Origin of the sequence: Saccharibacillus alkalitolerans (genome assembly GCF_011090185.1) — a bacterium.
Classification (GTDB): Bacteria; Bacillota; Bacilli; order Paenibacillales; family Paenibacillaceae; genus Saccharibacillus; species Saccharibacillus alkalitolerans.
Map to the genome: position 1 here is coordinate 105,443 of NZ_JAAFGS010000006.1, position 21,714 is coordinate 127,156.

Consider the following 21,714-nt stretch of genomic DNA (forward strand, 5'->3'; position numbering starts at 1 on the left):
CGCATCTGCAGGCTTTTCGTAACGTTTGAGAAGCGGGAGGCGTCCGATAACCGAAGATGAAAAAAGTCAGCGAAAAGGAGGCCGGATATGCGGAACATCGGAAGGGTCGCGCTTGTTTTTGTCCTGTTGGTTCTATCAGGGGCTGCAGCATTTTCGCCGGGGCGTGCGGCGGCGTGCAGCTGCATCATACCCGATAATGCGCGGGCGGCGATGGAGAAGTCCGCGGCGGTATTTGCGGGAACGGTCGAAAGCGTCAAAACCGTGCGGAAAGGCAGCGAGGCTTACTACAAAGCGGAAATGAAAGCGGACGAGAGCTGGAAGGGCGTGGACGAAGCGAACGTTACGGTCTACTCCGATTTCGGCAGCTGTTCGTTCGGGTTCGAGACCGGCAAACGCTATCTGATCTATGCTTACGATAATCAGGAACGCCTTGACGTGATCAACTGCGGGCGTTCGGGAAAACTGATGCCGGATAACGAGATGGCGGCCGCGGACTTAAAAGAATTGGGAACGGGAACAAGGTACGGGGCGGCGGCGCTCCAGGGAGACGGCGGAGCTTCGGACACGGGCGAACGAAACGCGCTGCTGTGGGCTGGGGGAGCGGTCGTGCTGTTGGGAGTGTGCTTCATTGTATGGCGGACGAAAAGGAAAGGAGAGCGAAGATGAGCGGGAACGCGAAGGAAACGGATAAAGGAGAGGGCGGCGAAAACGACTATCGGATTCGCCTTGTCGAAGAGCGGGATCTTCCTTTCTTGCGGGAAATGCTGTTCCGGTCGCTGTACGTGCCGGAAGGGGAGCCGCCGTTCGATCGATCCGTTCTGAACGAGCCTTTCATGCGCAAGTATGCGGAAGGTTGGGGACGGGAAGGAGATTTCGGCGTAATCGCCGAACGATCGGACGGCACGCCGCTCGGATCGGCGACGGCGAGATATTTCGCGGCGGACGATCCGGGCTACGGCTGCGTGGCGCCGGACGTGCCGGAACTGGGCATGGCGCTGATGCCGGACAGCCGGGGACAAGGGATCGGAACGGCGCTGCTGCGGGCACTGCTGACGGGGCTGCGCGAGACGGGCGCGCGCCGGGTATCGCTGAGCGTCGACCCGCGCAACGGTCCGGCGATGAAGCTGTACCGGCGGTTCGGCTTCGAGGAAGTCGGCCGGGAAGGCACGTCGATCACGATGGCCGCCGCACTGGGAAATCCGCGAAGGAACGGACGAGAGGAATAGGACAGCCTTATTCGGCACGCGGTCGATTCAATGTCACAAATTGGTGAACGAAGGAAACGAGCCGGGGACGAAGTGGTATCCTGAAGCATGAAGGCGAAGCCGAGAAGGCGGACTAAGGAGGCAGGGGATGACGACACGACGAAGCGGGATTGACAAGGAGAAGCCGGGACGTCTCGAGCGTCCTGCATGCAGCTTCAAAAGCGCGCGTGCCGGGCGGTGCCGAGAAGGGCTGCGCGGCGGAGGGCTGCGGTGAGCGGCGGGCCGATCGTGATGAGCCTTCGGCCCGGGCCTTATGCCCGGCTGCTGGAAGGCGCGAAGCGCCACGAATTCCGCCGTCGCCTGTCCGGCGAAATGCCGGGCGCTTTTCTGTACCTGGCGGCGCCGGTCTCGGCGATCGCCGCGTACGCGGCATTCGGCCGGCCGCTGGCCGGCACGCCGGAGGAACTGGCCGCCTTGGCCGAGGCGGACGAGCCCGGAACGTTCGAAGAGACGTTCCGGTACTTCGACGGCCTGGAGCGCGGCTTCGCGCTGCCGGTATCGGCCGTGCGGGAGATCGAACCGCTGCCGCTCGCGGAGCTGCGGGAGCGGTTCGGGTACACGCCGCCGCGTTCTTACCGGCGGCAGGACGCGGCTTCGGCGCTGGCGCGCGAGCTGGCGGCGCGGCTGGAAGCGGCCGGCGGAGAGCCTGCGCCGGCGCTTGAGAACGAAGCGGGCGAGTGAAGAGCCGCCGAAGGAAAAAGAGAGAGAGAAGAGAGAAGAGAGGCCGATCGAAGATGGATGATTTCACGAAGAAGCGCATCGAGAAAGTGATGCGGCATTATATGGAAAGCACCGCCGAAGAGCAGCTGCGCAATCGGCGGAGCATCGGTTACGCGCTCGAAGGCGACGAAGTGACGCTGGTCGAGCAGCGTCCGTCGAAAGACGGCACGCGCTGGATCGAGCTTCCCGTCGCGCAGTTCCGGCTCGACGCCGGAGGCTGGCGCGTGTACGGGCTGGACAGCGGCGGACGCTGGCATCTCGTGCCGGAGATTCCGGCGAGCGAAGATTTCGAGCTGCAGCTCGGCCGCGTGACGCGGAACGAGCTGGGGATTTTTTAGGCTCTCCGTTGCGAGCGCGGGGGCTGCGGCCGGGAAAAAGCCGCGTGTCGGGCAGTAGGGCCGCGTGTCGGGCAGTGGAGCCGCGTGTCGGGCAGTAAAGCTGTGTATCGGGCAGTAAAGCCGCGTGTCGGACAGTAGGGCCGCGTGTCGGGCAGTAAAGCCGCGTATCGGGCAGTAAAGCCGCATGTCGGGCAGTGGAGCCGCGTGTCGGGCAGAACGGCCGGGCGGCGGTTTAAACGGGGCGGCTGGCGGCTGCCCGTTCGCGCCGTTCGTCGGCCGATCTGCGCGATCGGCGAACGCGAACTTGAAGGGGAGGGGCGATGACGATGAAACAGATTATCGCGATGGGCGGCGGAGGCTTCTCGATGGAGCCGGAGAATCTTCTGCTGGATCGGTACATATTGGAGCAGTCCGCGGCCGAACGGCCCAAAGTCTGTTTCTTAGGAACGGCAAGCGGCGACTCGCCGGGTTATATCGAGCGATTCTATACCGCTTTTCGCACGCTTCCCTGCGAGCCGTCGCATTTGTCCCTGTTCAAGCTGCCGGAAAGCGGCTTGGAAAAAGAGGTGCTGGATCAGGACGTGATCTACGTCGGAGGCGGCAATACCCGCAGCATGCTCGCGCTCTGGCGGGAATGGGGATTGAATGACATCCTGCGCGAAGCGTACGAGCGAGGCATCGTACTGGCGGGACTCAGCGCCGGATCGATCTGCTGGTTCGAAGAAGGCGTGACCGATTCGGTCACGGGCCGACTGGGCGGCATACGGGGACTCGGGATTCTGTCCGGCAGCCACTGCCCGCACTACGACGGCGAGGAAGAACGCCGCCCCGCTTATCATGCGCTGCTTCGCTCCGGAGAAGTGGGCGCGGGAATCGCCGCCGACGACGGCGCCGCGCTGCATTACCGGGACGGGAAGCTGTACCGGGTCGCGACTTCGAGACCGCGGGCCGGGGCGTACCGAGTCGAAGCGCTTGACGGCGAGGTCAGTGAGACGGCGCTGGAAATCGAGCCGCTCTTCTGAGGCCGATGGCGATGCGGATGTCGCATTGTCTGATGCGCCGCAGCACAGCCGAATCGGAACAGCTGCATAGGAACAGCTGCGCGGCACGCCTCGGCGCTAAATAGGGCATAAATAAGTGCAGTAGAGCAGTTATTTGGCGCAAATCATCGGTAAAAATCAAAATAGATGCAGGAGAGCAGCTATTTTGCGTAAATGGGAGCGAAAGACGGCTAAAGTCACCAAATAAGTGCTCATACGCACTTATTTGATTAAAAAATAGGTTTTGGACATAAATAAGTGCTCTCCTGCACTTATTTTTGCTTCCCCTGCCGAGTCCGAGAATCTTGACATGTTAAAGGTCCGTCCCTGAGGACGGGCCTTTGTTATGGGTGCTGTCGGTCGGTTGGTCTGTCTGTCGACTGGGCAGAGTCCTCCGTCGCCAGCGTTTCGCTAAACGCTCCAGCCGCCGCTCCGTCCTCGCCGCTCCCGCCTCGCCGCTTCCGCCTCGCCGCTCCCGCCTCGCCCGCCGCACTTCCTGCCGGCTACTCCGTTTCCGGCTTCCTTCCGCCGGGCGCCTCGGAGTTATCCTCGGCGCCCGTCTCCGTCCCGAAAATCTCCCCGCCCTGCAGCCGATCCACAAAATCCTGCAGCCACCTATAATACTGCTCCGCATGCTGAAGCTTGTGCAGGTCGCGCAGCGCCTGCTCGCGTTCTTCCGGCGTCGTCTGCCGCGCCAGCACGATCGCCGACAGGTCGGGCGTCACCTCGCGGATGCTTGCCAGCATGACGTCGACTTCCCGCTGCAGCTTGGCGCCGAAGAAGTTGCGGAACGTGCGGAAAAAGTCCGTCTCGGCGACGTACTGGTCCCTGCGGTCCTTTTTTTCGTCGAGTTTGTAGATCATCTGCGATTCCGTCAGCGAACGTACCGCGTAGCTCATGTTGCTCTTGCTCATGTTCATATAATCCTTCATTTCTTCCAGCGTCATCGGCCGGTCCTCGAAATACATGATGCCGTAGAGCTGGCCGAACGAATGGTTGACCCCGTACAGATCCATCGTCGTCGCGATGGCTTCGATCACTTTCTCCCGCAGTTCCCGCCGCTCCGGCAGTACGGAAGAGCCGGCCGCGCCGGCGGATTCCTTGTCCACAATGTCACCCCTGAATCGAATTTTGAAATCGGGCATGCGCATACAGGTTTCGGCGAGCGGGAAAGGACGTTTTATCGTCCGTGCCTCTACGCTCGCCGTTTCGTCTTCTTTCCTCATATTTTACATGACCGTCCGAGAATTTAACATACCGATAATCCCCATTTTTCAAATCGAGTGTACAATTATTTTTGTACATAAGAGCGAATAACCCGATAATGCCTGGTCTTTCACCTTTTTATCAAAAAAAATTGAACATAAGGGAGTTGGGGTTTTGCGTCTGAAAACACTCCGGGAAGGGGAGGCGGTTCTGTTCACGCTGCCGGCCCTGGTCCCGCTGCTGATCTTCTGGCTCGGACCGCTCGGCTACATCGTCTATCTGAGTTTTACCGAGTGGGACTTTATGAGTCCGGAGAAGCTGTTCGTCGGCCTGGACAACTACACTTATCTGCTGACGCACGCCGACTTCTACCAAGCGCTCAAGGTTACGCTGACGTTCGGCCTGGGCACGGTCGTTCCGATCATCGTCGGCGGACTCGCGCTGGCGCTGCTGATGAACAGCAAGCTGCGTTCGACCGGGCTGTTCCGGGCCATGATGTTCTCGCCGTGGGTCACGCCGACGGTCGCGGTGTCGATCGCCTGGTCGTGGATCTTCGAGCCCGACGTCGGCCTGGCGAATCTGGCGCTGGGCTGGCTGGGGCTCTCGCCGGTCGGGTGGCTGCAGGACCCGAACTGGGCGCTCGCGGCGGTCATGATCGTGACGATCTGGAAGTCGATCGGCTGGTCGATGGTGTTCTACCTCGTCGCGCTGCGCAATCTGCCGGCCGACCTGCTGGAAGCCGCTTCGATCGACGGAGCGGGCGGCTGGGACAAATTCCGGGGCATCACGCTGCCGCTGATCTCGCCGACCACTTTGTTCCTGTCGATCATTCTGACGATCCAGTCGCTGCAGGCGTACGACCAGATCAACGTCATGACGCAGGGCGGCCCGGCCGGCTCCACGCGCACGCTGCTGTACATGTATTATCAATCGGCTTTCGAAACGTTCAACGTCGGCGAAGCTTCCGCGATTGCCGTCATCATCATTCTGATCTGCGTTCTGCTGTCGGGATTGTCGTTCCTGCTCAGCCGGCGCCTGGTACATTACTCATGAACATAACCGAAGCGAGAAAAATGGAGCGGGAACGGGAACTTCAGCGAAAAGGCAGCCGCGAACGCAGCCGGAAATCCGTTCCCGCGGGAGAACAAATCGGACGGATCGTACGGTATGCGCTGCTGGCGCTGATCAGTCTGGCGATGGCTTTTCCGTTCTACTGGATGGTCACGAGCGGTCTCAAAACGAACGACGAAATTTGGCGCTTCCCGCCGACGTTCTGGCCGGAGTCGGTCAACTGGAGCAACTATGCGGACGCCTGGAATTCCGCGCCGTTCGCCCGCTACATGTTCAACAGCATTTTCGTGGCGGTCTCGATCTGCGCGCTTCAGGTGATCAACGCCAGCATGATGGCTTACGCGCTGACCCATATGAAGTTCCGGCTCAAAGGCGCGTTTACCGCGATCATTCTGATCGGCTACATGATCCCGAGCACGGCCGTGTACCTGCCGAGCTATATGATCCTGAACGAGCTGCATCTGCTGGATACATATGCGGGACTGATCCTGTCCAACTGCGTCAGCGTATTTTCGATCTTCCTGCTGAGGCAGGCGTTCCTGCAGGTGTCCCACGAGCTGGTCGAAGCCGGACAGCTGGACGGCGCGTCGCATTTCCGCATTCTGTGGACCATCATGGCGCCGTTGATCCGTTCGTCGTTCGCGGTCATGATCCTGATCACGTTCATCGACCAGTACAACAACTATTTCTGGCCGATGCTGATTACGAAAGATCCGGATCTGCGGCTCGTGTCCGCGGGCCTGCGCAGCTTCTTCGTCGAAGGCGGCGCCTACGGGCTGGCCTGGCCGCAGATCATGGCCGCCAGCGCTTTCACCATCGCGCCGCTGCTAATCCTGTTCGCCTTCGCGCAGAAAACGATCATGCAGAGCGTCAACATGTCGGCCGGCGTCAATAAGAGCTGATCGTCCACCTTACGGATTCAACCCATTCATTCATAAAAAAGAGGGATATCCCACACCCATTGGAGGAGAAAAACGAATGAAACAAGGTCTGAACGCAGTACGTTTCGCCATGAAAAAGCCCGAGGGCAAAAAGCCGAGCTGGAAGGGCGGCATGTCGGTGCTGCTCGCCGCAAGCTTTACCCTGCTGGCCGCCTGCGGTTCCCAGTCCGGCGAGACGCCGAGCGCTGCCGCAAGCGGAACGCCGGCGGCGGCGGAATCGGCCAAGCCGGTCGAGATCGAATTCTGGTACGGACTCGGCGGCAGCCTGGGCGAGAACATGAAGAAGAAGATCGACGCGTTCAACGCTTCCCAGGACGAAGTCGTCGTCAAAGGCATCGCCCAGGCGGACTATACGGAAACGGAGCAAAAATTGCAGGCGGCGATCGCGTCGAACAGCGTGCCGGCCGCCGTGCTCAGCTCGAACGTCGACTGGGCGCGCAAAGGCTACTACGCTTCGCTCGACGAGCTGATCGCGGCCGATCCGGAATTCAAGAGCGAAGACTTCGTGCAGACGTTCCTCGACCAGGGCAAGGTGGACGGCAAGCAGGTTTTCCTGCCGATGTACGGTACGACGCAGGTCATGTACTACAGACAGGACGCGCTGAAGGAAAACGGCATCGATCCGGCGAGCCTGACGACGTGGGAAGCGCTCGGCGAAGCCGCGGCGAAGATGGCGAAGCAGGAAGGCGGCAAGACGAGCTTCTACGGCTGGGAGCCGATGTGGGGCTACGAAAACATGGCCGATGCCGTATACAGCCGCGGCGGCAGCGTTCTGAGCGAAGACGGCAAAACGGTCACGATCGATTCCCCGGAATGGATCGAGACGTGGGAGCAGTTCCGCAAATGGATTCATGAAGACAAAATCATGCGAATCCATTCCGGCGGACAAGGCTGGGAATATTGGTACAAAACGATCGACGACGTGATGAAAGGCCAAGCGGCCGGCTATACCGGTTCCAGCGGCGACCAGGGCGATCTGGACTTCGGCATCGTGGCCGCGATGGAGCAGCCGGGCTGGGAAGGCGTAGGCGAAGGCAAGCCGGTCGCGAGCGCCATCCAGGCGGGCATCCCGGCAAAAGCGACGCCGGAACAGCAGCAGGCGGCGTTCAAATGGTTCAAGTATTTCATGCAGCCGGAAAATACGGCCGACTGGTCGATGAATACCGGTTACATCGCCGTGCGCCAATCGGCGCTCGAAGATCCGGCGTTCAAAGCGTTCAGCGAAAAGAACCCGCAGATCGGCGTTCCGCTGAAGCAGGCTTCGCACGCCTCGGCTCCGTTCCAGGACCCGACGGGCGGCAAAATTACCGACGCGCTGAAAGTGGCCGCCGACCAGGTACAGATCAACAACGTGCCGGCCGAGAAGGCGCTGAAGGAAGCGCAGGCGAAGGCGCAGAGCGAGCTCGATCGCGTCGCGAAATAAGCGGTTCTCCGCCGTGCCGGCGCATACGGGCCGGTCGGCGGGCAGAGGCGCGGGCAGGCGAGACGGCGCGGGGAATCGCGCATTGGCCGCCGAAGAGCCTGCCGGCCGCAGGGAGCGCGCATGCCGCGCCGCCCTGCGGTTTTCTTTTTGAGCGGATCAAGGAGCGGGGAGGGGATACGGATATGGAAGATCGGAAGCCGGAAGCGGGGGATCGAAAATCGGAAAGGGATTTCGACGTATTCGGGGCGGACGCGATTTTGTTCGATAAGGACGGAACGCTGCTCGATTTTACGGCAATGTGGGGATTTTGGTCGGACCGGGTGCTGAGCCGCTTCCGGACGCTGCTGGCGGAACGGAGGCTCGGCATCGCGCCGGAAAAAGTGCCGCAGATCTGGGGGACGGAGCACGAGACGTCCGGCAGAACGATCGGTTACGACAAGCGGGGACCGCTGGCGATGGGCACGATGGACGAAGTCCGCGCGATTCTGATCTGGCACGGCTATCGGGCCGGGCTTTCCTGGGCGGAAGCCAAAATCGCGGTACGCGATTGTCTGGAACGGGCGGACGAAGAGATGGAGCTTGTCCGCCCCGCGCGCCTGCTGCCGGGCGTCCGGGAATTTTTGGAGCGCTGCCGCGATCTGGGCATCCCGACGGCCGTCGTGACGGCCGACGAGACGGACAGCGCGCTGCGCCATCTTCGCTGGCTGGGCATCGAAGGCTATTTCGGCGCCGTGATCGGCACGGATCTGGCGGAGCGGGGCAAGCCGTTTCCCGATCTGTGCCTGCTGGCCTGCGAACGGCTCGGCGTGCGTCCGAGGCGCACGGTCGTGATCGGGGACACCGACGGCGACATGGAAATGGCGCGCGCGGCCGGGGCAGGCTTCAAGATCGGCATCGGCGAACCGGGTGCTCTGAAATTGGCCGATCTGACGGTGCCGTCGTTCGAATCGCTGCTCGAAAGCGCGGTGAAACGATGAGCGGGAACGCTTCTCTCGGCTGGGGACTGCTGGCGCTGGCGATCGCGCTGGAGCTGAGCGGAACGATTCTGATGAAGGTGTCGGGCGGATTCGCCCGGCTGTGGCCCTCGGTATTTATGTTCGCCTGTTACGGCGCCAGCTTTACGCTGCTCAATTTCTCGGTCAAGCACATTCCGCTCGGCGTCGCTTACGCGATCTGGTCGGGCGTCGGCATTACGATGATCGGCGTGGTCGGCCATTACTTTTTCGGCGAACGGTTGAAGATGGCTTCCCTGGTCTGGATGGGATTCATCCTGATCGGCATCGTCGGATTGAAATGGAGCGAATCGTGAGCACGGAAACGTGGATCCTGAAAAATAAGACCGGCGGGCGTCCGTCTTGCGGGCCCGAGCCGACAACGGAGGAATGACGAATGGAACGATACGAAGAACAGTCCGGCACGGAGGCGGGACGGCCGGCGGATAGGAACGGCCGAGCCGGCGAAGGCGAAACCAGGCCGCTTGCGACCTTCCAGGTCGTAACGGACACCCATATCCGCGACGACGCGAATCACGTTCATAACCGCCACTTCGAAGCGGCGCTCGAAGACCTTGCGTCCTTCGGCGAAGGAAGCCTGGGCCTCATGCACGTCGGCGACGTGACGGATCGCGGGCTGGCGGCGGAGTACGCCGAATTCCGCCGCATCTGGCGGGAACGTCCTGCGGGACTGCCGGATCTGTACGTCACGCTCGGCAATCACGATATCGGCGCGGTGCTGTGGGAAGAAGGCGGAACGCCGCTCGATCTGAGCGCCCTGCCCGGATACGAGATCGAAGACGCGCTGGACGGACGTTTTTCCGGCGGAGACGGCGGCGAGAGCCGCGAAGAGGAAGAGAAAAAGAGCGTCGCGGACGCCGCTTCCGCCGCACCCGTGACGGCAGCGGAAAAAGCGGGAAGCGCGGACGACGAAGAGCGGCCGCCGAACGCGGCTGAGTCTCTGGCGGCCGCCGCCGAGGCGATCGGACTGGACTTGGCGGGAATGGCCGCGCGGTTGTCCGGTTCCGAGGAGGCGGACCGCCGCGCCCGCGAGCTGTGGGAGCGCCGGATGCGCCGCTTCGCCGAAGGGACGGGGGAAGCCGCGCCGTACCACGATCACTGGCTCGGCGGCTATCATTTCGTTTTTCTCGGCAGCGAGAGTCCGCATCCGAAAGACTGCGATCTTTCGCCGGCCCAATTGGCCTGGCTGAAGGAGCGGTTGGCCGAAGAGTCTTCGCCGGACCGACCGGTCTTTCTGTTCCTGCATCAGCCGCTGCAGAACACAGTGGCGGGTTCGACGGAAGAGCAGGGCTGGCACGGCGTCAATCAAGATGCGGCGCTTAAAGAGATTTTGGCCGGTTGTCCGCAGGCGATCCTGTTCACCGGGCACACGCATTGGCAGATCCAAGCGAAGCGGACGATGTTCGACGGGCGGGGCGCTCTGCCGACGATGTTCAACGCTTCGTCGGTCGGCTATCTTTGGACGGATCGGGACGAGCATCTGGAAGGCAGCGAAGGGCTTCAGGTCGAGATCCATGAGGACCGGGTCGTCGTGCGCGGACGGGATTTCGTCAACCGGGGCTGGATCGAGGGAGCGGAGTATGCGGTGAGCTATCCCGTCAGCCGTTCCATGCAGTCGGCGGCTCCGCGTTATTCATGACGGGCTTCCCGTTTAAGCGAACTTGCGAGCAAGGAAGAAAAAGGCATGCGCCCGGGGAATCGGGAGCGTGCTTTTTTGGGCTGTTTTGGCAGAGGCGCCTTGTTATACTGAAAAAGTGGCGGCAGGCCCGCTGCCCAAGCCCTATTCCGATACGCGAGACAGCCAAGGAGGAAATGCCGTGCCCAAGTTAAAAGAAAAAGAGTGGACCGTTGAACTGCTGCCCGTCCGAACCGCCGATTTGGAGACGCTGCGAACGATCGCCGTCGAAGCTTTTGCCGAAGACGCTCGCCGTTACGGCGCCATGCCGGACGGGATCGGGACGCTCGCCTGGCATGAGGAAGGCCGCGACGACGGAAGTTATCTCGCCGTTACGGCCGGTGGACGGCTTGCGGGCGGCGCCCGGGTGTTCGATCTGGGCGAAGGCCGGTTCCGGCTCGGTTCGCTGTTCGTCGATCCCGAACTTCACGGACGCGGAATCGGCAAAGCCGCGCTGCAAAACGTCGAGCAGCGGTATCCGCGGGCCGTTGGCTGGTCGCTGGATACGCCGGCGGGCAGCGTACGCAATCAGCGCTTTTACGCGAGAGCGGGTTACGTAAAAGTCGGAGAAAGCCGGCCCGATCCGGCGTCCGATTTCTGCCTGTTCGATTACGCGAAGCTGCCGCTGCTGCGGGAAATTCGCGATGCCGATCTGTTCGGACAGGGAAGTTCGCCGCCGGCCGCGGACGAATCGGCGTACGCGCTGCGTCAGGCCGCCCGCGCGGTGCTGCTGGACGATGCCGGCCGCATGGCGCTCATGCATGTCGCGAAGGACGGCTACCATAAGCTGCCGGGAGGCGGGATCGAGGGAGGCGAAGACGTCTTCGCGGCGCTGCGGCGCGAGATGAAGGAAGAAGCCGGCGCGTCGATCGAAGTGACGGGCGAGATCGGCATGACGGCCGAATACGTCGCCGATTACCGGCTGATTCAATTTTCTTACGCCTATTCGGCTCGCGTGGTCGGTTCCCCGGGCGAATCGAACTTCACCGACGAAGAACGGGAAGGCGGATTCGCGGCGAAATGGGTGAAACCGGAAGACGCGCTGGAGCTGATGCAAAACGACCGGCCGGCGAGTTACTCGGGACATTTTATCCGCTGCCGCGATCTGGCGATCCTGCGCGCTTTTCTGGAGCGGCATTAGGCCGTGGGAAGAACGAACGCGCGCGGGGAGCCCAGAGGCATCGGAATCGACGGCTGCCCGGGCGGCTGGGCGGTTGTCAGCGTCGAGAGCGCGGGCGGCGATACGGAGGTTCTGACGCTGAATACGGCCGTACACCCGGACATTTCGTCGCTGTGGGCGGCGCTCGAACCGAATCCTGCGCTCGATCGCATGCTGATCGACATGCCGATCGGCCTGGCGGAAGGAGCGGACGGCGTTCGCAACCGGGCGGCGGACCGGCACTGCGACCGCGACTGCCGCAAGCTGCTTCCGCCGCGGCGCAAATCGAGCGTGTTCCCCGTTCCCGCCCGTCAAGCGCTGTATGCGGACGGTCCCTCGGCGGCCAATCTGGCCGCGATCGGCCGGAAGCTGAGCCGCCAGAGCCTCAATATCCTGCCGAAGATCCGCGAGTTGGACGAGTTTGTCGCCGAAGCGTTGGAGAGCGGTCTGCCTGTGCCTGCCGTATTGGCGGAGTGTCACCCGGAGCTTTGCTTTCTGCGGCTGAACGGCGGAGAAGCGCCGCCGCACGGCAAAAAGGAAGCGGAAGGGCTGAGCGAACGGCTGGGCATTTTGGCCGAGGCCGGAATTCCGCGAGAACAACTGGAGCGCCTGCTCGATCTTTTTCCGAGAAAGCAGGCGGCGCGGGACGATCTGCTCGACGCGGCGGCGCTGGCGCTGACCGCGTACCGCATCTCTTCCGGACAGTCGCCCGCCCGGTACGTGACCGAAGGCGAGCGGCGGCAGTACGATTACGGCGGCCGACTGGAAATGAACATCGTATACGTTTGACGAAGAAAAGGACGGACGGCTGAAGAAAAGCGGTCCCGAGAGGCGGACTTCCGGCATACGGACGTCACCGCCTCTTTTTTCGTGTAAATATACCACTGGGGGCGCGGATCGCAAGCATCGGAGAGCCGCGCCGCAGCGATCGAGAAAAAGGAGGACAAGGCGATGAGCGAATGGTACGAAAAAAGCTTCGGCGAAGATTATCTGCGAGTCTACAACTACAGGGACGAGCAGGGCGCTGCGCACGAGGTGCACGAGATGATCTCCTGGCTGAAGCTGGAGGGCGGCGCAAAAGTGCTGGACCTTTGCTGCGGCATGGGACGGCATTCGCTGTCGCTCGCGGAAAAAGGCTATGAAGTGACGGGCATGGACCTGTCGGACGTGCTGCTGGACGAAGCGAAAAAAGAGGAAGGCGCGGAGCGGGTCCGCTGGGTGCAGGGCGATATGCGGGAGCTGCCTTTTGCGGACGGGGAATTCGACGCGGTCGTCAATCTGTTCACGTCGTTCGGCTACTTCGAGGAAGACGCCGAGCATGTCCGGGTGCTCAACGAAATCCGCCGCGTGCTTCGTCCGGGCGGACGCTTCATCATCGACTTCATGAATCCGCCGCACGTCAAGCGTCATCTGAAGCCGTACACGGAACGCGAGGAAGAAGGCTTGAAGATCGAGGAACGCCGCAGCATCGAGGAAGGATTCGTCAAAAAACATATCACGATCATTCCGGAAAACGAAGACGGCGGGGAACGGCGGGAGTACGATGAACGGGTCAAATTGTATACGCTGGAACGGTTTACGGACATGCTGGCCGAAGCGGGGCTTGAATTGGACGAAGTCCGCGGCAGTTACGACGAAAAACGCTATGAATCGGACTCGCCGCGAATGATTTTTGTCGGAAAAAGGTTCTGAGCAGGCAGGCGTTGGGTATATAGCACTATTATGCTTGCTTAAGAGGTGCATACCCATGGGAAATAGCGAAAACTGTATTCAACAAATAGAAGAATTGAAAAAGGAAAGAAACGACTGCCGGGCGGAGTTGGAAGAGCTGAAGCTTCGGCTCGGCGAAGAACGGGCGGCCCGCGAGGCGGCCCGGCAGGAATCGAAAAACAAAGCGAGCTTCGTCGCGGTTCTCAGTCACGAGATCCGCAATCCGGTCAACGGAATCGTCGCGATGAGCGATCTGCTGACGGATACCGAGCTGGACGAGGAGCAGCGCAGCTATCTGGACATCGTCCGGAGCAGCAGCGATTCGCTGATGGAACTGGTCAACGGCATTCTCGACATGAGCCGTCTGGAAGCGGGGAAGATGACGGTCGCGAACAACCCGTTCGATCTGATCAACACGATCGAAGATCTGGTGTACATGCTCGCGCCCCAGGCGTTCGGGAAAAACGTGGACGTCGTCATGGATATCGAAGCGGAAATTCCGCTGTTCGTGGTCGGCGACGTTTTCAAAGTACGGCAAATTTTCCTCAATCTGCTGCAAAACGCGATCAAATTCACGCATGAAGGCGAGATCGTCTTCGGTCTGAAGCGGCTTCCGTCGCTCAGCGACGATAAAGTCGTGGTCGGATTTTCCGTGCGGGATACCGGGATCGGCATGTCGGAAGAGCAGCTCGCCCGGATGTTCGACGTCTACGCGCAGGTGCACGATTCGTCCAACCATCATTACGGGGGAGCCGGCCTGGGGCTGACCATCACGAAAAATTTGATCGAGCTGCTGGGAGGCAGAATCGAAGTATCGAGCCGAACGGGCGAAGGCACGGAAATCGAGGTGATCCTGTCGTTCGAACGGTATACGGATATTCCTTCGATTCCGTTCGAAGACGACGTGCTCGACGCGCTGCGTCTGCTGCTGCTTGACCGTCCGTCTACCGGCAGCAAGGTAATTGTCGACATGCTGCAAAGCTGGGGCGCCGTCGTCGAACAGGCGGAGCGGCTCACTCCCGAGCTGGCAGGTCGTGCGGAAAAGGGCGAATTCGATGTGGTGCTTGCCGATCGGGGGACCGTGAGCGAAGACGAAGTGTTCCAATCGCTGCGGGAAACGCCGGGACTTCACCTCTTTTTGCTTGCGAAGCTCGGCGAAAAAGTGGAGGATGAAGAAAGAATCCACTTCCGTTCGGTCGTGACCAAGCCGATTCGCAAGCTGCATCTGCTCAACGCCGTTTTGGCCATGGACAAAAACAGCCGCGATTAATCGGAGCTTCGTGACGTTTTCCGGGCGGAAAACAGGCAAGGGAAGGACGCGAGTATATACGATGAGCAAATCGCAAGTGACCCGTTACGAAGAATTGACGCGGGTGAAGATGGCCATGGCATTTCCTCTGCGCTGGGTCAACAGCTATGCGCTGCGGGGAGAAGAAGGCTGGACGATCGTCGATCCCGGTCCGCGTTCGGCGGCAAACGAGGCGGCCTGGAACGAAGCGCTGGACGAACTGGGCATCCGTCCGCGGGAGATTGCGTCGATCGTGCTGACGCATCACCATCCGGACCATTACGGATTGGCCGGCTGGCTGCAGCAGCGCAGCGGGGCTCAAGTCTGGATGTCGAAGGCGGCCAGCGAAGCGGCATGGCGCAATTGGGGCGGCGGACCGGGCTTCGAAGGAGCGGACGCCGGCAAAGGGTTTACCAAAGCTTCGATCGCGCTGTACCGCCGTCACGGCATGGCGCCCGAACGGTTGGGGCAGCTGCCGGAGCATTTGTCGGGTTTCCTGGAGCAGGTCGAGCCGCAGCCTGAAGTGTCCGTGATCGAGGCCGGTCTGCCGATCCGCTTCGGCGGCCGGCTGTGGCAGCCTGTCGAGACGGGCGGACATGCGGAGGGCCATCTGTCCTTTTACGAAGAGGAGACGGGATTGATCCTGTGCGGGGACGCGGTGCTGCCGCGCATTTCCCCGAATATCTCGTACGGACCGGGAGGCGACGCGCATCCGCTCCGCTCCTATCTCGACGGCCTTCGCAAGCTCGGAGCGCTGAATGCGCAAAAAGCGTTCCCCGGCCACCGCGATCCGTTCGAGAATTTCGAAGGCCGGACCCGGCAGCTGCTGGAGCATCATGAACAGCGGCTGGACCGAATGGAAGAACTGCTGCGGGGCGAGCCGCGCAGCGCTTACGAAGTCTGCGTTTCGCTGTTCGGCGACTCGCTCGGCATCCATCAGCTGCGCTTCGCCCTGTCGGAAACGATCGCGCATTTGGTCGAATTGGAAGACCGCGGAAGGGTGCGCGGCGAGGAAACGAACGAACGGATCGCGTTCCGGATCGCCACGCCGGATTGAACGCCGACGCGCCGGGGCTTGCATAAGCGTTTTTGGCGGTCTGCGCATAGGGTCCGCTTCTGCTTACGGTCCCGCAAGAAATAGAACTTAAAGCCTCTCCCGGCGCGGGGGAGGCTTTTTTTCTATGACCCAAGCCACGCCGCACAACCGAAAATCGCTCCTGAAAATAAAATTTAAAATATCCGTCCCCGCTTGGTTAGTTCCTAAGAACCGCGTTTAAATAAAGAGGGTCGACAACTAGATTTCCCGCAACCTGATTACGGAAAACCTAGTTTATTCAAAAACATATTTAAAAAAATTCAAAATTCGGTGATCCAAACTTTCGAAGTCTGCGTTTCATCGGATGTAAGCGAGAGACGCAAGAACAAACAGGAACACAGAAGAACACTCAACCGCATCCAACAGATACACACACAAATGGAGGGATTAAGATGTTTAAAATGTTCAATACGAAGAATCTCGATTCCAAGAAGTTCAATGTGAAGAAATTGGCTGTGCCGGTACTCGGCCTGGCTCTGGTCGTTCCGACAGTGGCGGGGGCCGCTCCGGTACAGGCCGCGGGAGCAGCGACGAACATTGCGGCGACAGCCGCTCAACCGACCATGATGAAAGCGACGGTCGATACGCCGGCGGTCGAACTGAGAGCCGCGCTGGACAACCTGCTCTCCGAGCACTACCAACTGGCAGTCGACGCGATGATTAAGGCGTACGAAGGAACACCGGACGCGGCGGCGGCTTATCAAGCGCTCGACCAGAACGCGCTCGACATGCTGCCGGCCATCGAATCGCTGTACGGCAAGGCGGGAGCGGACGAGTTCGGCCGCATCTTCCGCGCCCATAACAAATACACGGACGATCTGGTGAAAGCGACGAAATCCGGCGATACGGCAGCGGCGAAAGCGGCAGAAGCCAATATCGAGAAATTCGTCAAAGAATTCTCCGCGTTCCTGGGCACGGCAACGGGCGGCAAACTGCCGCAGGCGACGGCAGAGAAGGTGCTGCGTCTGCATGAAGACCAGGTTCAGGAAGCGTTCGACAAATACGTGGCCGGCGACTATACGGGAGCGTACACGGCTTACCGCGAAGGCCTGAACGAAATGTTCACGATCAGCAAAGCGCTGTCGACGGCTATCGTGACGCAGATGCCGGAGAAATTCCAGAACACGAAAGCCGATACGCCGGCAGGCGATCTGAGATCGGCGCTGAACCGTCTGTTCGCCGAGCACTTCGCGCTGGCTGCGCTGCAGATGCAGGAGCAGTATGACGGCATGAGCGCAAGCAGCAGTGCCCTCGTAACCGCAGAAGCCGGCAACACCAAAGACTTCAAAGCGGCGATCGCTTCGGTATACGGCAGTGCGGGCGCGGATCAGTTCGAAAAGCTCTGGACGACCGACCACATTAACGTGCAGGCGCAGTACGTGGCGGCGGTGAAGAGCGGCGATCAGGCGGCGATCGCGGCGGCTAAAGCTCAAATCACGAAATTCACGAAAGAAATGGCGGCGTTCCTGAGCGCGGCGACGGAAGGACGCATCCCGGAAGCCGGCGCGCTGGAAGGTCTGACTGCGCACGAAAATCAGGTTCAGCAGGTTCTGGATCAATACGCGGCCAAAAACTATACGGGTTCGTACAAAACGGAACGCGAAGGCTACGCCCTGATGTTCGACGTCGGCAAGCTGCTGAGCGGCGCGATCGTCGACCAGTTCAACTCGAAGTTCCAGACTCCTTCGGCTATGCCGGCTCCGCAGCCTTCCCAGCCGTCCATGCCGGCTAACCCGAGCATGACGACCGTCAAGATGCAGATCGGCAGCCCGAACCTGACGCTGAACGGCAAAACGACCAAGATGGATACGATGCCTCGCGTTTGGAACAACACGACTTACGTGCCGCTGCGCTTCCTGAGCGAAGGCATCGGCGCCCAAGTGAAATGGAACAAGAAAGCGAACCAAGTCACGGTCATGGCCGGAAACGACACGCTGAAATTCTGGCTGGGCAAAGACTTCATGGAAGTCAACGGCAAGAGACAAGCGGTCGGCGCCAAAGTGTTCGCGGACGAGAACGGCAGAACCGTCGTGCCTCTGCGCTTCATCACCGGTCTGCTGGGCTGGGATTTCCAAGTCAACAGCAGCAACTGGATGATTACGCTGACCAAATCGATGTAAGCTCCGGACAGGAGCCCGAGCGAGCATACGCTCGCAAATCGCAACAATTCGCCGCGGTGCCCGCTTCTTTTGCGGGCATCGCGGTTTTATTGCGTTTCCGGCCCGCTCTGCGCCGTTTTCCTTTTTTGACGATCCCGGCAGCCGTTGGTAGTCTAACGGTAGAAAGACTTCATACGGAGATGAAGCGGATGTCCGGCGTACGGATCTTTCGCGGATTCCCGAAACTTTTGATCGGGACGGACTCTGCGTCCGATTCCCGGCATCAGGACAAGGAGGAGATTTCGATGCTCGAGAAAAAATCCCGCCTTTATGAAGACTGGTACGACTATGACGATTATTATGACGACGTGCTGCGCGGATATGTCGGTCCGAGAGACGACGGCTTCGAAGAAGTCAGCAATCGCGAGGACGAAGAAGCGGAGCGTAAATCGATGTGATCCCGCGAAGCGGCGCTTGGCGTCGGAACCGCATTTTGCACCAATGGAGGAGGATTTCCCGAAGGCGGGAATCCTCTTTTTTTGATTCCGTCAGCAAACGGGTATAAAATATCCAATGAAACGTTTCTTAGCCTTTTTTTGGCGAAATTGTGAACGAAGAGACGTCTGTCCTGTACAGGGCAAACCAATCGGGCGACAAAAAGGAGGAAGATTATGAGTTTCGAGCCTCAAAACGAACTGGAGCGAATTCTGTCTATCGCCGTGGAAGATCCGTCGCGAAGAATGGAATTTTACGAAGAGCTTCAGCGCTCGGAGCTGTATACCCTGCATATGGGCGGGGATGTGCCGGAGGCGAACGGAGTTTTGCAGGAAAAAACGACCGTGCGGCTGCCCAGCGTGGATATCGGCGGCAAAGCTTACCTGCCCGTCTTCAGTTCGCTGCAGATGCTGCAGCGCTTTATCGATCGGGAAATGCGTTACTTGTCGCTGAACGCGATGGATCTGTTCGGGCTGGTACGCGGTTCGGACGTGTGGTTGAATCCGGGGGGAGAATTCGGGAAGGAGTTTCCCGCTTCCGAGATCGAATCGATTCTGGACGGCAGCATGTTCGACGCGCCGCAGAGCTACACGGTCGATCGGGATACGCAGGTGATGCTCGGCAGGCCGGCCAAAGAACCCGATGAACTGCTCAGCGGGTTGACGGAAGTCTTTCAGGCGATGCCGGGGGTGAAATTGGCGTACAACGCGCATTATTACAATCCGGCGACCGGCGATCCTCCGCATACGCTGATCGCGGTGGAAGCCGACGGAGATTGGAACGAAATTATCCGCGAAGCCGGACGGCGGGCGTCCTCGGCTCCCGTGCCCGACCCGCCGGTCGATTTTCTCCGGCTGGACGGGACGAGCGGGCTCGAGACCTACTTCGAATCGGACTGCGAGCCTTTTTACCGCAAGCGCAAACGTCGGGGCTTGTCCGCCCGCTGACGGGAAGGCCGTCAATCGTCGCCCGGCTCTTTCGGCATTTCGATCTCGACTTCGCGTTCGCTCTGCTTGTTGTGCGCGATTCGGCTGCTGGCCGCGGAAGCGATCGCTCCGACGATGTCATCGAGATACGTATGGACCGGGCCGAGATTTTTGTCGTTCAGCCGTTCGAGAACGCCCGGCTTCAGCTTGTCGATATAGCCGAAGTTGGTCAAGCCGATGCTGCCGTAAACGTTGACGATCGACAAAGCGAGAATCTCGTCCACGCCGTAAAGCCCTTCGTCGTTTTTGATCATTTCCTGCAGCGGCGACAGCAGCTTGCCTTCTTCCGCGAGCACGTCGAGCTGGATGCCGGTCAGGACGGCGTTTTGCACTTCTCGCTTTTCGAGCACCTTCTCCACGTTGTGGATGCACTCTTCCATGGTCAGGTTGGGATAATACTTTTTTTGCAAAAAGAGGACCAGTTCGGCGATTTCTTCGATTTTGACGCCGCGTTTTTGCAGCCAGCTTCTTGTCGCTTCCGCTACTTTTCGGCTGTTGAGCGAATAAGCCTGGCGTTCCGGAATACCCATTTGTTCTTCTTGCGGAGTCGGTTTGTCTGGAGTTTCCATCGTATTCACCTCGGATTCGCAGTAATGAGTCGCTTTCGGACGAAACCGCGTCTGTGCACGGATCGTTCCATACCTAACATCTGTACATATTCGGCATGCCTGAATCAAAATTCCGCCGAAATGCGGAAGAGATGTGCGTCCGGCGAATGATTTTGTTAAAATGGGGGAACGAAGCGTCGAAGGACGGATACGGGAGGACAACGAAGTGAGCCGAAACGACAGAAAGCCGGACGAGATTCGTCCGGTCAAATTAGAGATTCATACGAACAAATACGCGGAAGGCTCGGTCTGTATCGAGGTGGGCGACACGAAAGTCATCTGCAACGCGACGATCGAGGAAAAGGTGCCGCCGTTCATGAAAGGACAGGGACGGGGCTGGGTAACGGCGGAGTATTCGATGCTGCCGCGCGCGACGCATACGCGCAACGTGCGCGAGGCGGCGAAGGGCAAGCTGGGCGGACGGACGATGGAAATTCAGCGTCTGATCGCCCGCGCGCTGCGTTCGGTCGTCGATCTGCAGGCGCTCGGCGAGCGGTCGATCATCGTCGACTGCGACGTGATTCAAGCGGACGGCGGTACGCGCACCACTTCGATTACCGGCGCGTTCGTGGCGATGTGTCTTGCCGTGAACAAGCTGGAGGAGCAGGGCAAGCTGAAACGCTATCCGATCACGGACTTCCTGGCTTCGGTCAGCGTAGGCATCGTGGACGGCGAAGCCCTGCTCGATCTGCGTTACGAAGAGGACAGCGCCGCGAAGGTGGACATGAACGTGGTGATGACCGGCTCCGGGGAATTCGTCGAGCTGCAGGGCACGGGGGAAGAGCGTCCCTTCAGCCGCGAGGAGCTTAACCGAATGCTGGAACTGGGAGAGACCGGCGTGCGTCAGATGATTTTCGTTCAGAAGGAAGCGCTCGGCGCAAACGCGCTGAAGATCGGCAATCATGGGATCGGAGGGCTGGCATGAGCGAACGGGCGGGCGGAGCAGGCAAAGAAATCGTCGTCGTGGCTACCCGGAACATGGGGAAAGTGCGGGAATTTCAGCATGCGTTTGCCGCGCTGGACAGGGAAGTGCGCAGCCTGCACGACTATCCGGATGCGCCGGAAGTCGTGGAGGACGGAGCCACCTTTGCGGAAAATGCGTTCAAAAAGGCCAAGGAAATCGGAGATTTCCTGAACCTTCCGGTATTGGCCGACGATTCCGGTCTGTGCGTCGAACTGCTGGACGATGCGCCGGGGATCTACTCGGCGCGCTACGCCGGCGAACACGGAAACGACGCGGCAAATAACGCGAAGCTGCTGGACGAGCTGATGCGCCGCCGTCAGGGCGACGACACGGAACAGCCGCTGCTCAGCCCCGCGCGCTTTGTCTGCGCGCTGGTGCTGTACGACCCGGCGACGGGCCGCAGCGTCGAGGCGGAAGGGCAGGTCGAAGGTTGGATTACTTCGGAGACGGCCGGCGCGGGCGGTTTCGGCTACGATCCGCTCTTCTTCGTGCCGCAGTACGAGCGCACGATGGCGGAGCTGAACATCGAAGAGAAGCAGCGGATCAGCCACCGCGGAGCGGCGCTGCGGCGTTTGATGGAGAAATTGAGTTGAAAAAGCAGGCCGGCGAAGGCTTCC

At 60.4% G+C, this 21,714-nt stretch carries 23 protein-coding genes; 21 read left to right on the forward strand and 2 right to left on the reverse strand.

Annotated features, from left to right (window positions below):
- The first annotated feature begins 87 nt into the window (after window positions 1–87).
- The 5 genes from GYN08_RS16945 (at window position 88) to GYN08_RS16965 (ending at window position 3,345) form a co-directional block, all read left to right on the forward strand.
- The gene (locus GYN08_RS16945; protein ID WP_166276567.1) at window positions 88–666 is read left to right on the forward strand and encodes a hypothetical protein; all 579 of its coding nucleotides are present in this window, start codon (window positions 88–90) and stop codon (window positions 664–666) included.
- Window positions 663–1,226 carry a GNAT family N-acetyltransferase gene (locus GYN08_RS16950; protein ID WP_166276570.1) on the forward strand — a complete coding sequence of 188 codons (564 nt, stop codon included), beginning with the start codon at window positions 663–665 and terminating at the stop codon, window positions 1,224–1,226. Before GYN08_RS16945 ends, GYN08_RS16950 begins: the two co-directional genes overlap by 4 nt.
- A gap of 249 nt (window positions 1,227–1,475) precedes the next feature.
- Window positions 1,476–1,946 (forward strand): hypothetical protein, encoded by a 471-nt coding sequence (locus GYN08_RS16955; RefSeq protein WP_166276574.1) that lies wholly within the window; start codon window positions 1,476–1,478, stop codon window positions 1,944–1,946.
- Between the two features lie 53 nt (window positions 1,947–1,999).
- Entirely contained in the window at window positions 2,000–2,323 is a 324-nt protein-coding gene (locus tag GYN08_RS16960) for a DUF3024 domain-containing protein (protein ID WP_235946355.1), read from the forward strand.
- Between the two features lie 326 nt (window positions 2,324–2,649).
- Window positions 2,650–3,345, forward strand: coding sequence for a Type 1 glutamine amidotransferase-like domain-containing protein (locus GYN08_RS16965; protein WP_166276577.1), 696 nt, complete (start codon window positions 2,650–2,652; stop codon window positions 3,343–3,345).
- 521 nt (window positions 3,346–3,866) lie between these two features.
- On the opposite strand, the gene GYN08_RS16970 is transcribed toward GYN08_RS16965, so the two are convergent.
- Window positions 3,867–4,472, reverse strand: coding sequence for a GbsR/MarR family transcriptional regulator (locus tag GYN08_RS16970; RefSeq protein WP_328802970.1), 606 nt, complete (start codon window positions 4,470–4,472; stop codon window positions 3,867–3,869).
- 271 nt (window positions 4,473–4,743) lie between these two features.
- Here GYN08_RS16970 and GYN08_RS16975 point away from each other — a divergent pair, with 271 nt between their 5' ends.
- The 14 genes from GYN08_RS16975 (at window position 4,744) to GYN08_RS17040 (ending at window position 19,486) form a co-directional block, all read left to right on the forward strand.
- Window positions 4,744–5,622, forward strand: a complete 879-nt coding sequence (locus tag GYN08_RS16975; RefSeq protein ID WP_166276581.1) for a carbohydrate ABC transporter permease — start codon at window positions 4,744–4,746, stop codon at window positions 5,620–5,622.
- The gene (locus tag GYN08_RS16980; protein ID WP_235946356.1) at window positions 5,619–6,542 is read left to right on the forward strand and encodes a carbohydrate ABC transporter permease; all 924 of its coding nucleotides are present in this window, start codon (window positions 5,619–5,621) and stop codon (window positions 6,540–6,542) included. Before GYN08_RS16975 ends, GYN08_RS16980 begins: the two co-directional genes overlap by 4 nt.
- Window positions 6,543–6,651: 109 nt before the next feature.
- The gene (locus tag GYN08_RS16985) at window positions 6,652–8,004 is read left to right on the forward strand and encodes an ABC transporter substrate-binding protein (protein WP_166276925.1); all 1,353 of its coding nucleotides are present in this window, start codon (window positions 6,652–6,654) and stop codon (window positions 8,002–8,004) included.
- Window positions 8,005–8,186: 182 nt separating this feature from the next.
- The gene (locus tag GYN08_RS16990; RefSeq protein WP_166276583.1) at window positions 8,187–8,981 is read left to right on the forward strand and encodes an HAD family hydrolase; all 795 of its coding nucleotides are present in this window, start codon (window positions 8,187–8,189) and stop codon (window positions 8,979–8,981) included.
- Entirely contained in the window at window positions 8,978–9,313 is a 336-nt protein-coding gene (locus GYN08_RS16995) for a DMT family transporter (RefSeq protein ID WP_166276585.1), read from the forward strand. Before GYN08_RS16990 ends, GYN08_RS16995 begins: the two co-directional genes overlap by 4 nt.
- Window positions 9,314–9,393: 80 nt before the next feature.
- On the forward strand, window positions 9,394–10,656 hold the full coding sequence (locus tag GYN08_RS17000) for a metallophosphoesterase family protein (RefSeq protein ID WP_166276587.1): 1,263 nt from the start codon (window positions 9,394–9,396) through the stop codon (window positions 10,654–10,656).
- Window positions 10,657–10,834: 178 nt separating this feature from the next.
- The gene (locus tag GYN08_RS17005; protein WP_166276589.1) at window positions 10,835–11,833 is read left to right on the forward strand and encodes a GNAT family N-acetyltransferase; all 999 of its coding nucleotides are present in this window, start codon (window positions 10,835–10,837) and stop codon (window positions 11,831–11,833) included.
- 3 nt (window positions 11,834–11,836) lie between these two features.
- A complete protein-coding gene (locus GYN08_RS17010; RefSeq protein ID WP_166276591.1) occupies window positions 11,837–12,640 on the forward strand; it encodes a DUF429 domain-containing protein in 804 nt (267 codons plus the stop codon).
- 162 nt (window positions 12,641–12,802) lie between these two features.
- Entirely contained in the window at window positions 12,803–13,543 is a 741-nt protein-coding gene (locus tag GYN08_RS17015; protein ID WP_166276593.1) for a class I SAM-dependent methyltransferase, read from the forward strand.
- Between the two features lie 55 nt (window positions 13,544–13,598).
- Window positions 13,599–14,831: a sensor histidine kinase gene (locus GYN08_RS17020; protein WP_166276595.1), complete on the forward strand. Its 1,233-nt coding sequence runs from the start codon at window positions 13,599–13,601 to the stop codon at window positions 14,829–14,831.
- 61 nt (window positions 14,832–14,892) lie between these two features.
- The gene (locus GYN08_RS17025) at window positions 14,893–15,906 is read left to right on the forward strand and encodes an MBL fold metallo-hydrolase (protein ID WP_166276597.1); all 1,014 of its coding nucleotides are present in this window, start codon (window positions 14,893–14,895) and stop codon (window positions 15,904–15,906) included.
- 431 nt (window positions 15,907–16,337) lie between these two features.
- Complete coding sequence (locus GYN08_RS17030; protein WP_166276600.1) at window positions 16,338–18,065, forward strand: copper amine oxidase N-terminal domain-containing protein; 1,728 nt, start codon at window positions 16,338–16,340, stop codon at window positions 18,063–18,065.
- A 284-nt stretch (window positions 18,066–18,349) separates the two neighbouring features.
- Complete coding sequence (locus GYN08_RS17035; RefSeq protein ID WP_166276603.1) at window positions 18,350–18,502, forward strand: hypothetical protein; 153 nt, start codon at window positions 18,350–18,352, stop codon at window positions 18,500–18,502.
- Window positions 18,503–18,715: 213 nt separating this feature from the next.
- On the forward strand, window positions 18,716–19,486 hold the full coding sequence (locus GYN08_RS17040) for an enhanced serine sensitivity protein SseB C-terminal domain-containing protein (protein WP_166276606.1): 771 nt from the start codon (window positions 18,716–18,718) through the stop codon (window positions 19,484–19,486).
- An 11-nt stretch (window positions 19,487–19,497) separates the two neighbouring features.
- Here GYN08_RS17040 and GYN08_RS17045 read toward each other — a convergent pair whose 3' ends face one another.
- Window positions 19,498–20,055, reverse strand: a complete 558-nt coding sequence (locus tag GYN08_RS17045; protein WP_166276928.1) for a phosphatidylglycerophosphatase A family protein — start codon at window positions 20,053–20,055, stop codon at window positions 19,498–19,500.
- A gap of 244 nt (window positions 20,056–20,299) precedes the next feature.
- On the opposite strand from GYN08_RS17045, the gene rph reads away from it, so the two are divergent.
- Both rph and GYN08_RS17055 read left to right on the forward strand, forming a co-directional pair.
- Window positions 20,300–21,058, forward strand: coding sequence for a ribonuclease PH (gene rph, locus GYN08_RS17050; RefSeq protein ID WP_166276609.1), 759 nt, complete (start codon window positions 20,300–20,302; stop codon window positions 21,056–21,058).
- Complete coding sequence (locus tag GYN08_RS17055) at window positions 21,055–21,690, forward strand: XTP/dITP diphosphatase (RefSeq protein WP_166276612.1); 636 nt, start codon at window positions 21,055–21,057, stop codon at window positions 21,688–21,690. The genes rph and GYN08_RS17055 overlap by 4 nt, the downstream gene beginning before the upstream one ends.
- Window positions 21,691–21,714: the final 24 nt, after the last annotated feature.

Coding starts and splice junctions, on each gene's coding strand:
- GYN08_RS16945 (WP_166276567.1), top strand. CDS start 88: ATGCGGAACATCGGAAGGGTCGCGCTTGTTTTTGTCCTGTTGGTTCTA.
- GYN08_RS16950 (WP_166276570.1), top strand. CDS start 663: ATGAGCGGGAACGCGAAGGAAACGGATAAAGGAGAGGGCGGCGAAAAC.
- GYN08_RS16960 (WP_235946355.1), top strand. CDS start 2,000: ATGGATGATTTCACGAAGAAGCGCATCGAGAAAGTGATGCGGCATTAT.
- GYN08_RS16965 (WP_166276577.1), top strand. CDS start 2,650: ATGAAACAGATTATCGCGATGGGCGGCGGAGGCTTCTCGATGGAGCCG.
- GYN08_RS16980 (WP_235946356.1), top strand. CDS start 5,619: ATGAACATAACCGAAGCGAGAAAAATGGAGCGGGAACGGGAACTTCAG.
- GYN08_RS16985 (WP_166276925.1), top strand. CDS start 6,652: ATGAAAAAGCCCGAGGGCAAAAAGCCGAGCTGGAAGGGCGGCATGTCG.
- GYN08_RS16990 (WP_166276583.1), top strand. CDS start 8,187: ATGGAAGATCGGAAGCCGGAAGCGGGGGATCGAAAATCGGAAAGGGAT.
- GYN08_RS16995 (WP_166276585.1), top strand. CDS start 8,978: ATGAGCGGGAACGCTTCTCTCGGCTGGGGACTGCTGGCGCTGGCGATC.
- GYN08_RS17000 (WP_166276587.1), top strand. CDS start 9,394: ATGGAACGATACGAAGAACAGTCCGGCACGGAGGCGGGACGGCCGGCG.
- GYN08_RS17015 (WP_166276593.1), top strand. CDS start 12,803: ATGAGCGAATGGTACGAAAAAAGCTTCGGCGAAGATTATCTGCGAGTC.
- GYN08_RS17020 (WP_166276595.1), top strand. CDS start 13,599: ATGGGAAATAGCGAAAACTGTATTCAACAAATAGAAGAATTGAAAAAG.
- GYN08_RS17025 (WP_166276597.1), top strand. CDS start 14,893: ATGAGCAAATCGCAAGTGACCCGTTACGAAGAATTGACGCGGGTGAAG.
- GYN08_RS17030 (WP_166276600.1), top strand. CDS start 16,338: ATGTTTAAAATGTTCAATACGAAGAATCTCGATTCCAAGAAGTTCAAT.
- GYN08_RS17035 (WP_166276603.1), top strand. CDS start 18,350: ATGCTCGAGAAAAAATCCCGCCTTTATGAAGACTGGTACGACTATGAC.
- GYN08_RS17040 (WP_166276606.1), top strand. CDS start 18,716: ATGAGTTTCGAGCCTCAAAACGAACTGGAGCGAATTCTGTCTATCGCC.
- GYN08_RS17045 (WP_166276928.1), bottom strand. CDS start 20,055: ATGGGTATTCCGGAACGCCAGGCTTATTCGCTCAACAGCCGAAAAGTA.
- GYN08_RS17055 (WP_166276612.1), top strand. CDS start 21,055: ATGAGCGAACGGGCGGGCGGAGCAGGCAAAGAAATCGTCGTCGTGGCT.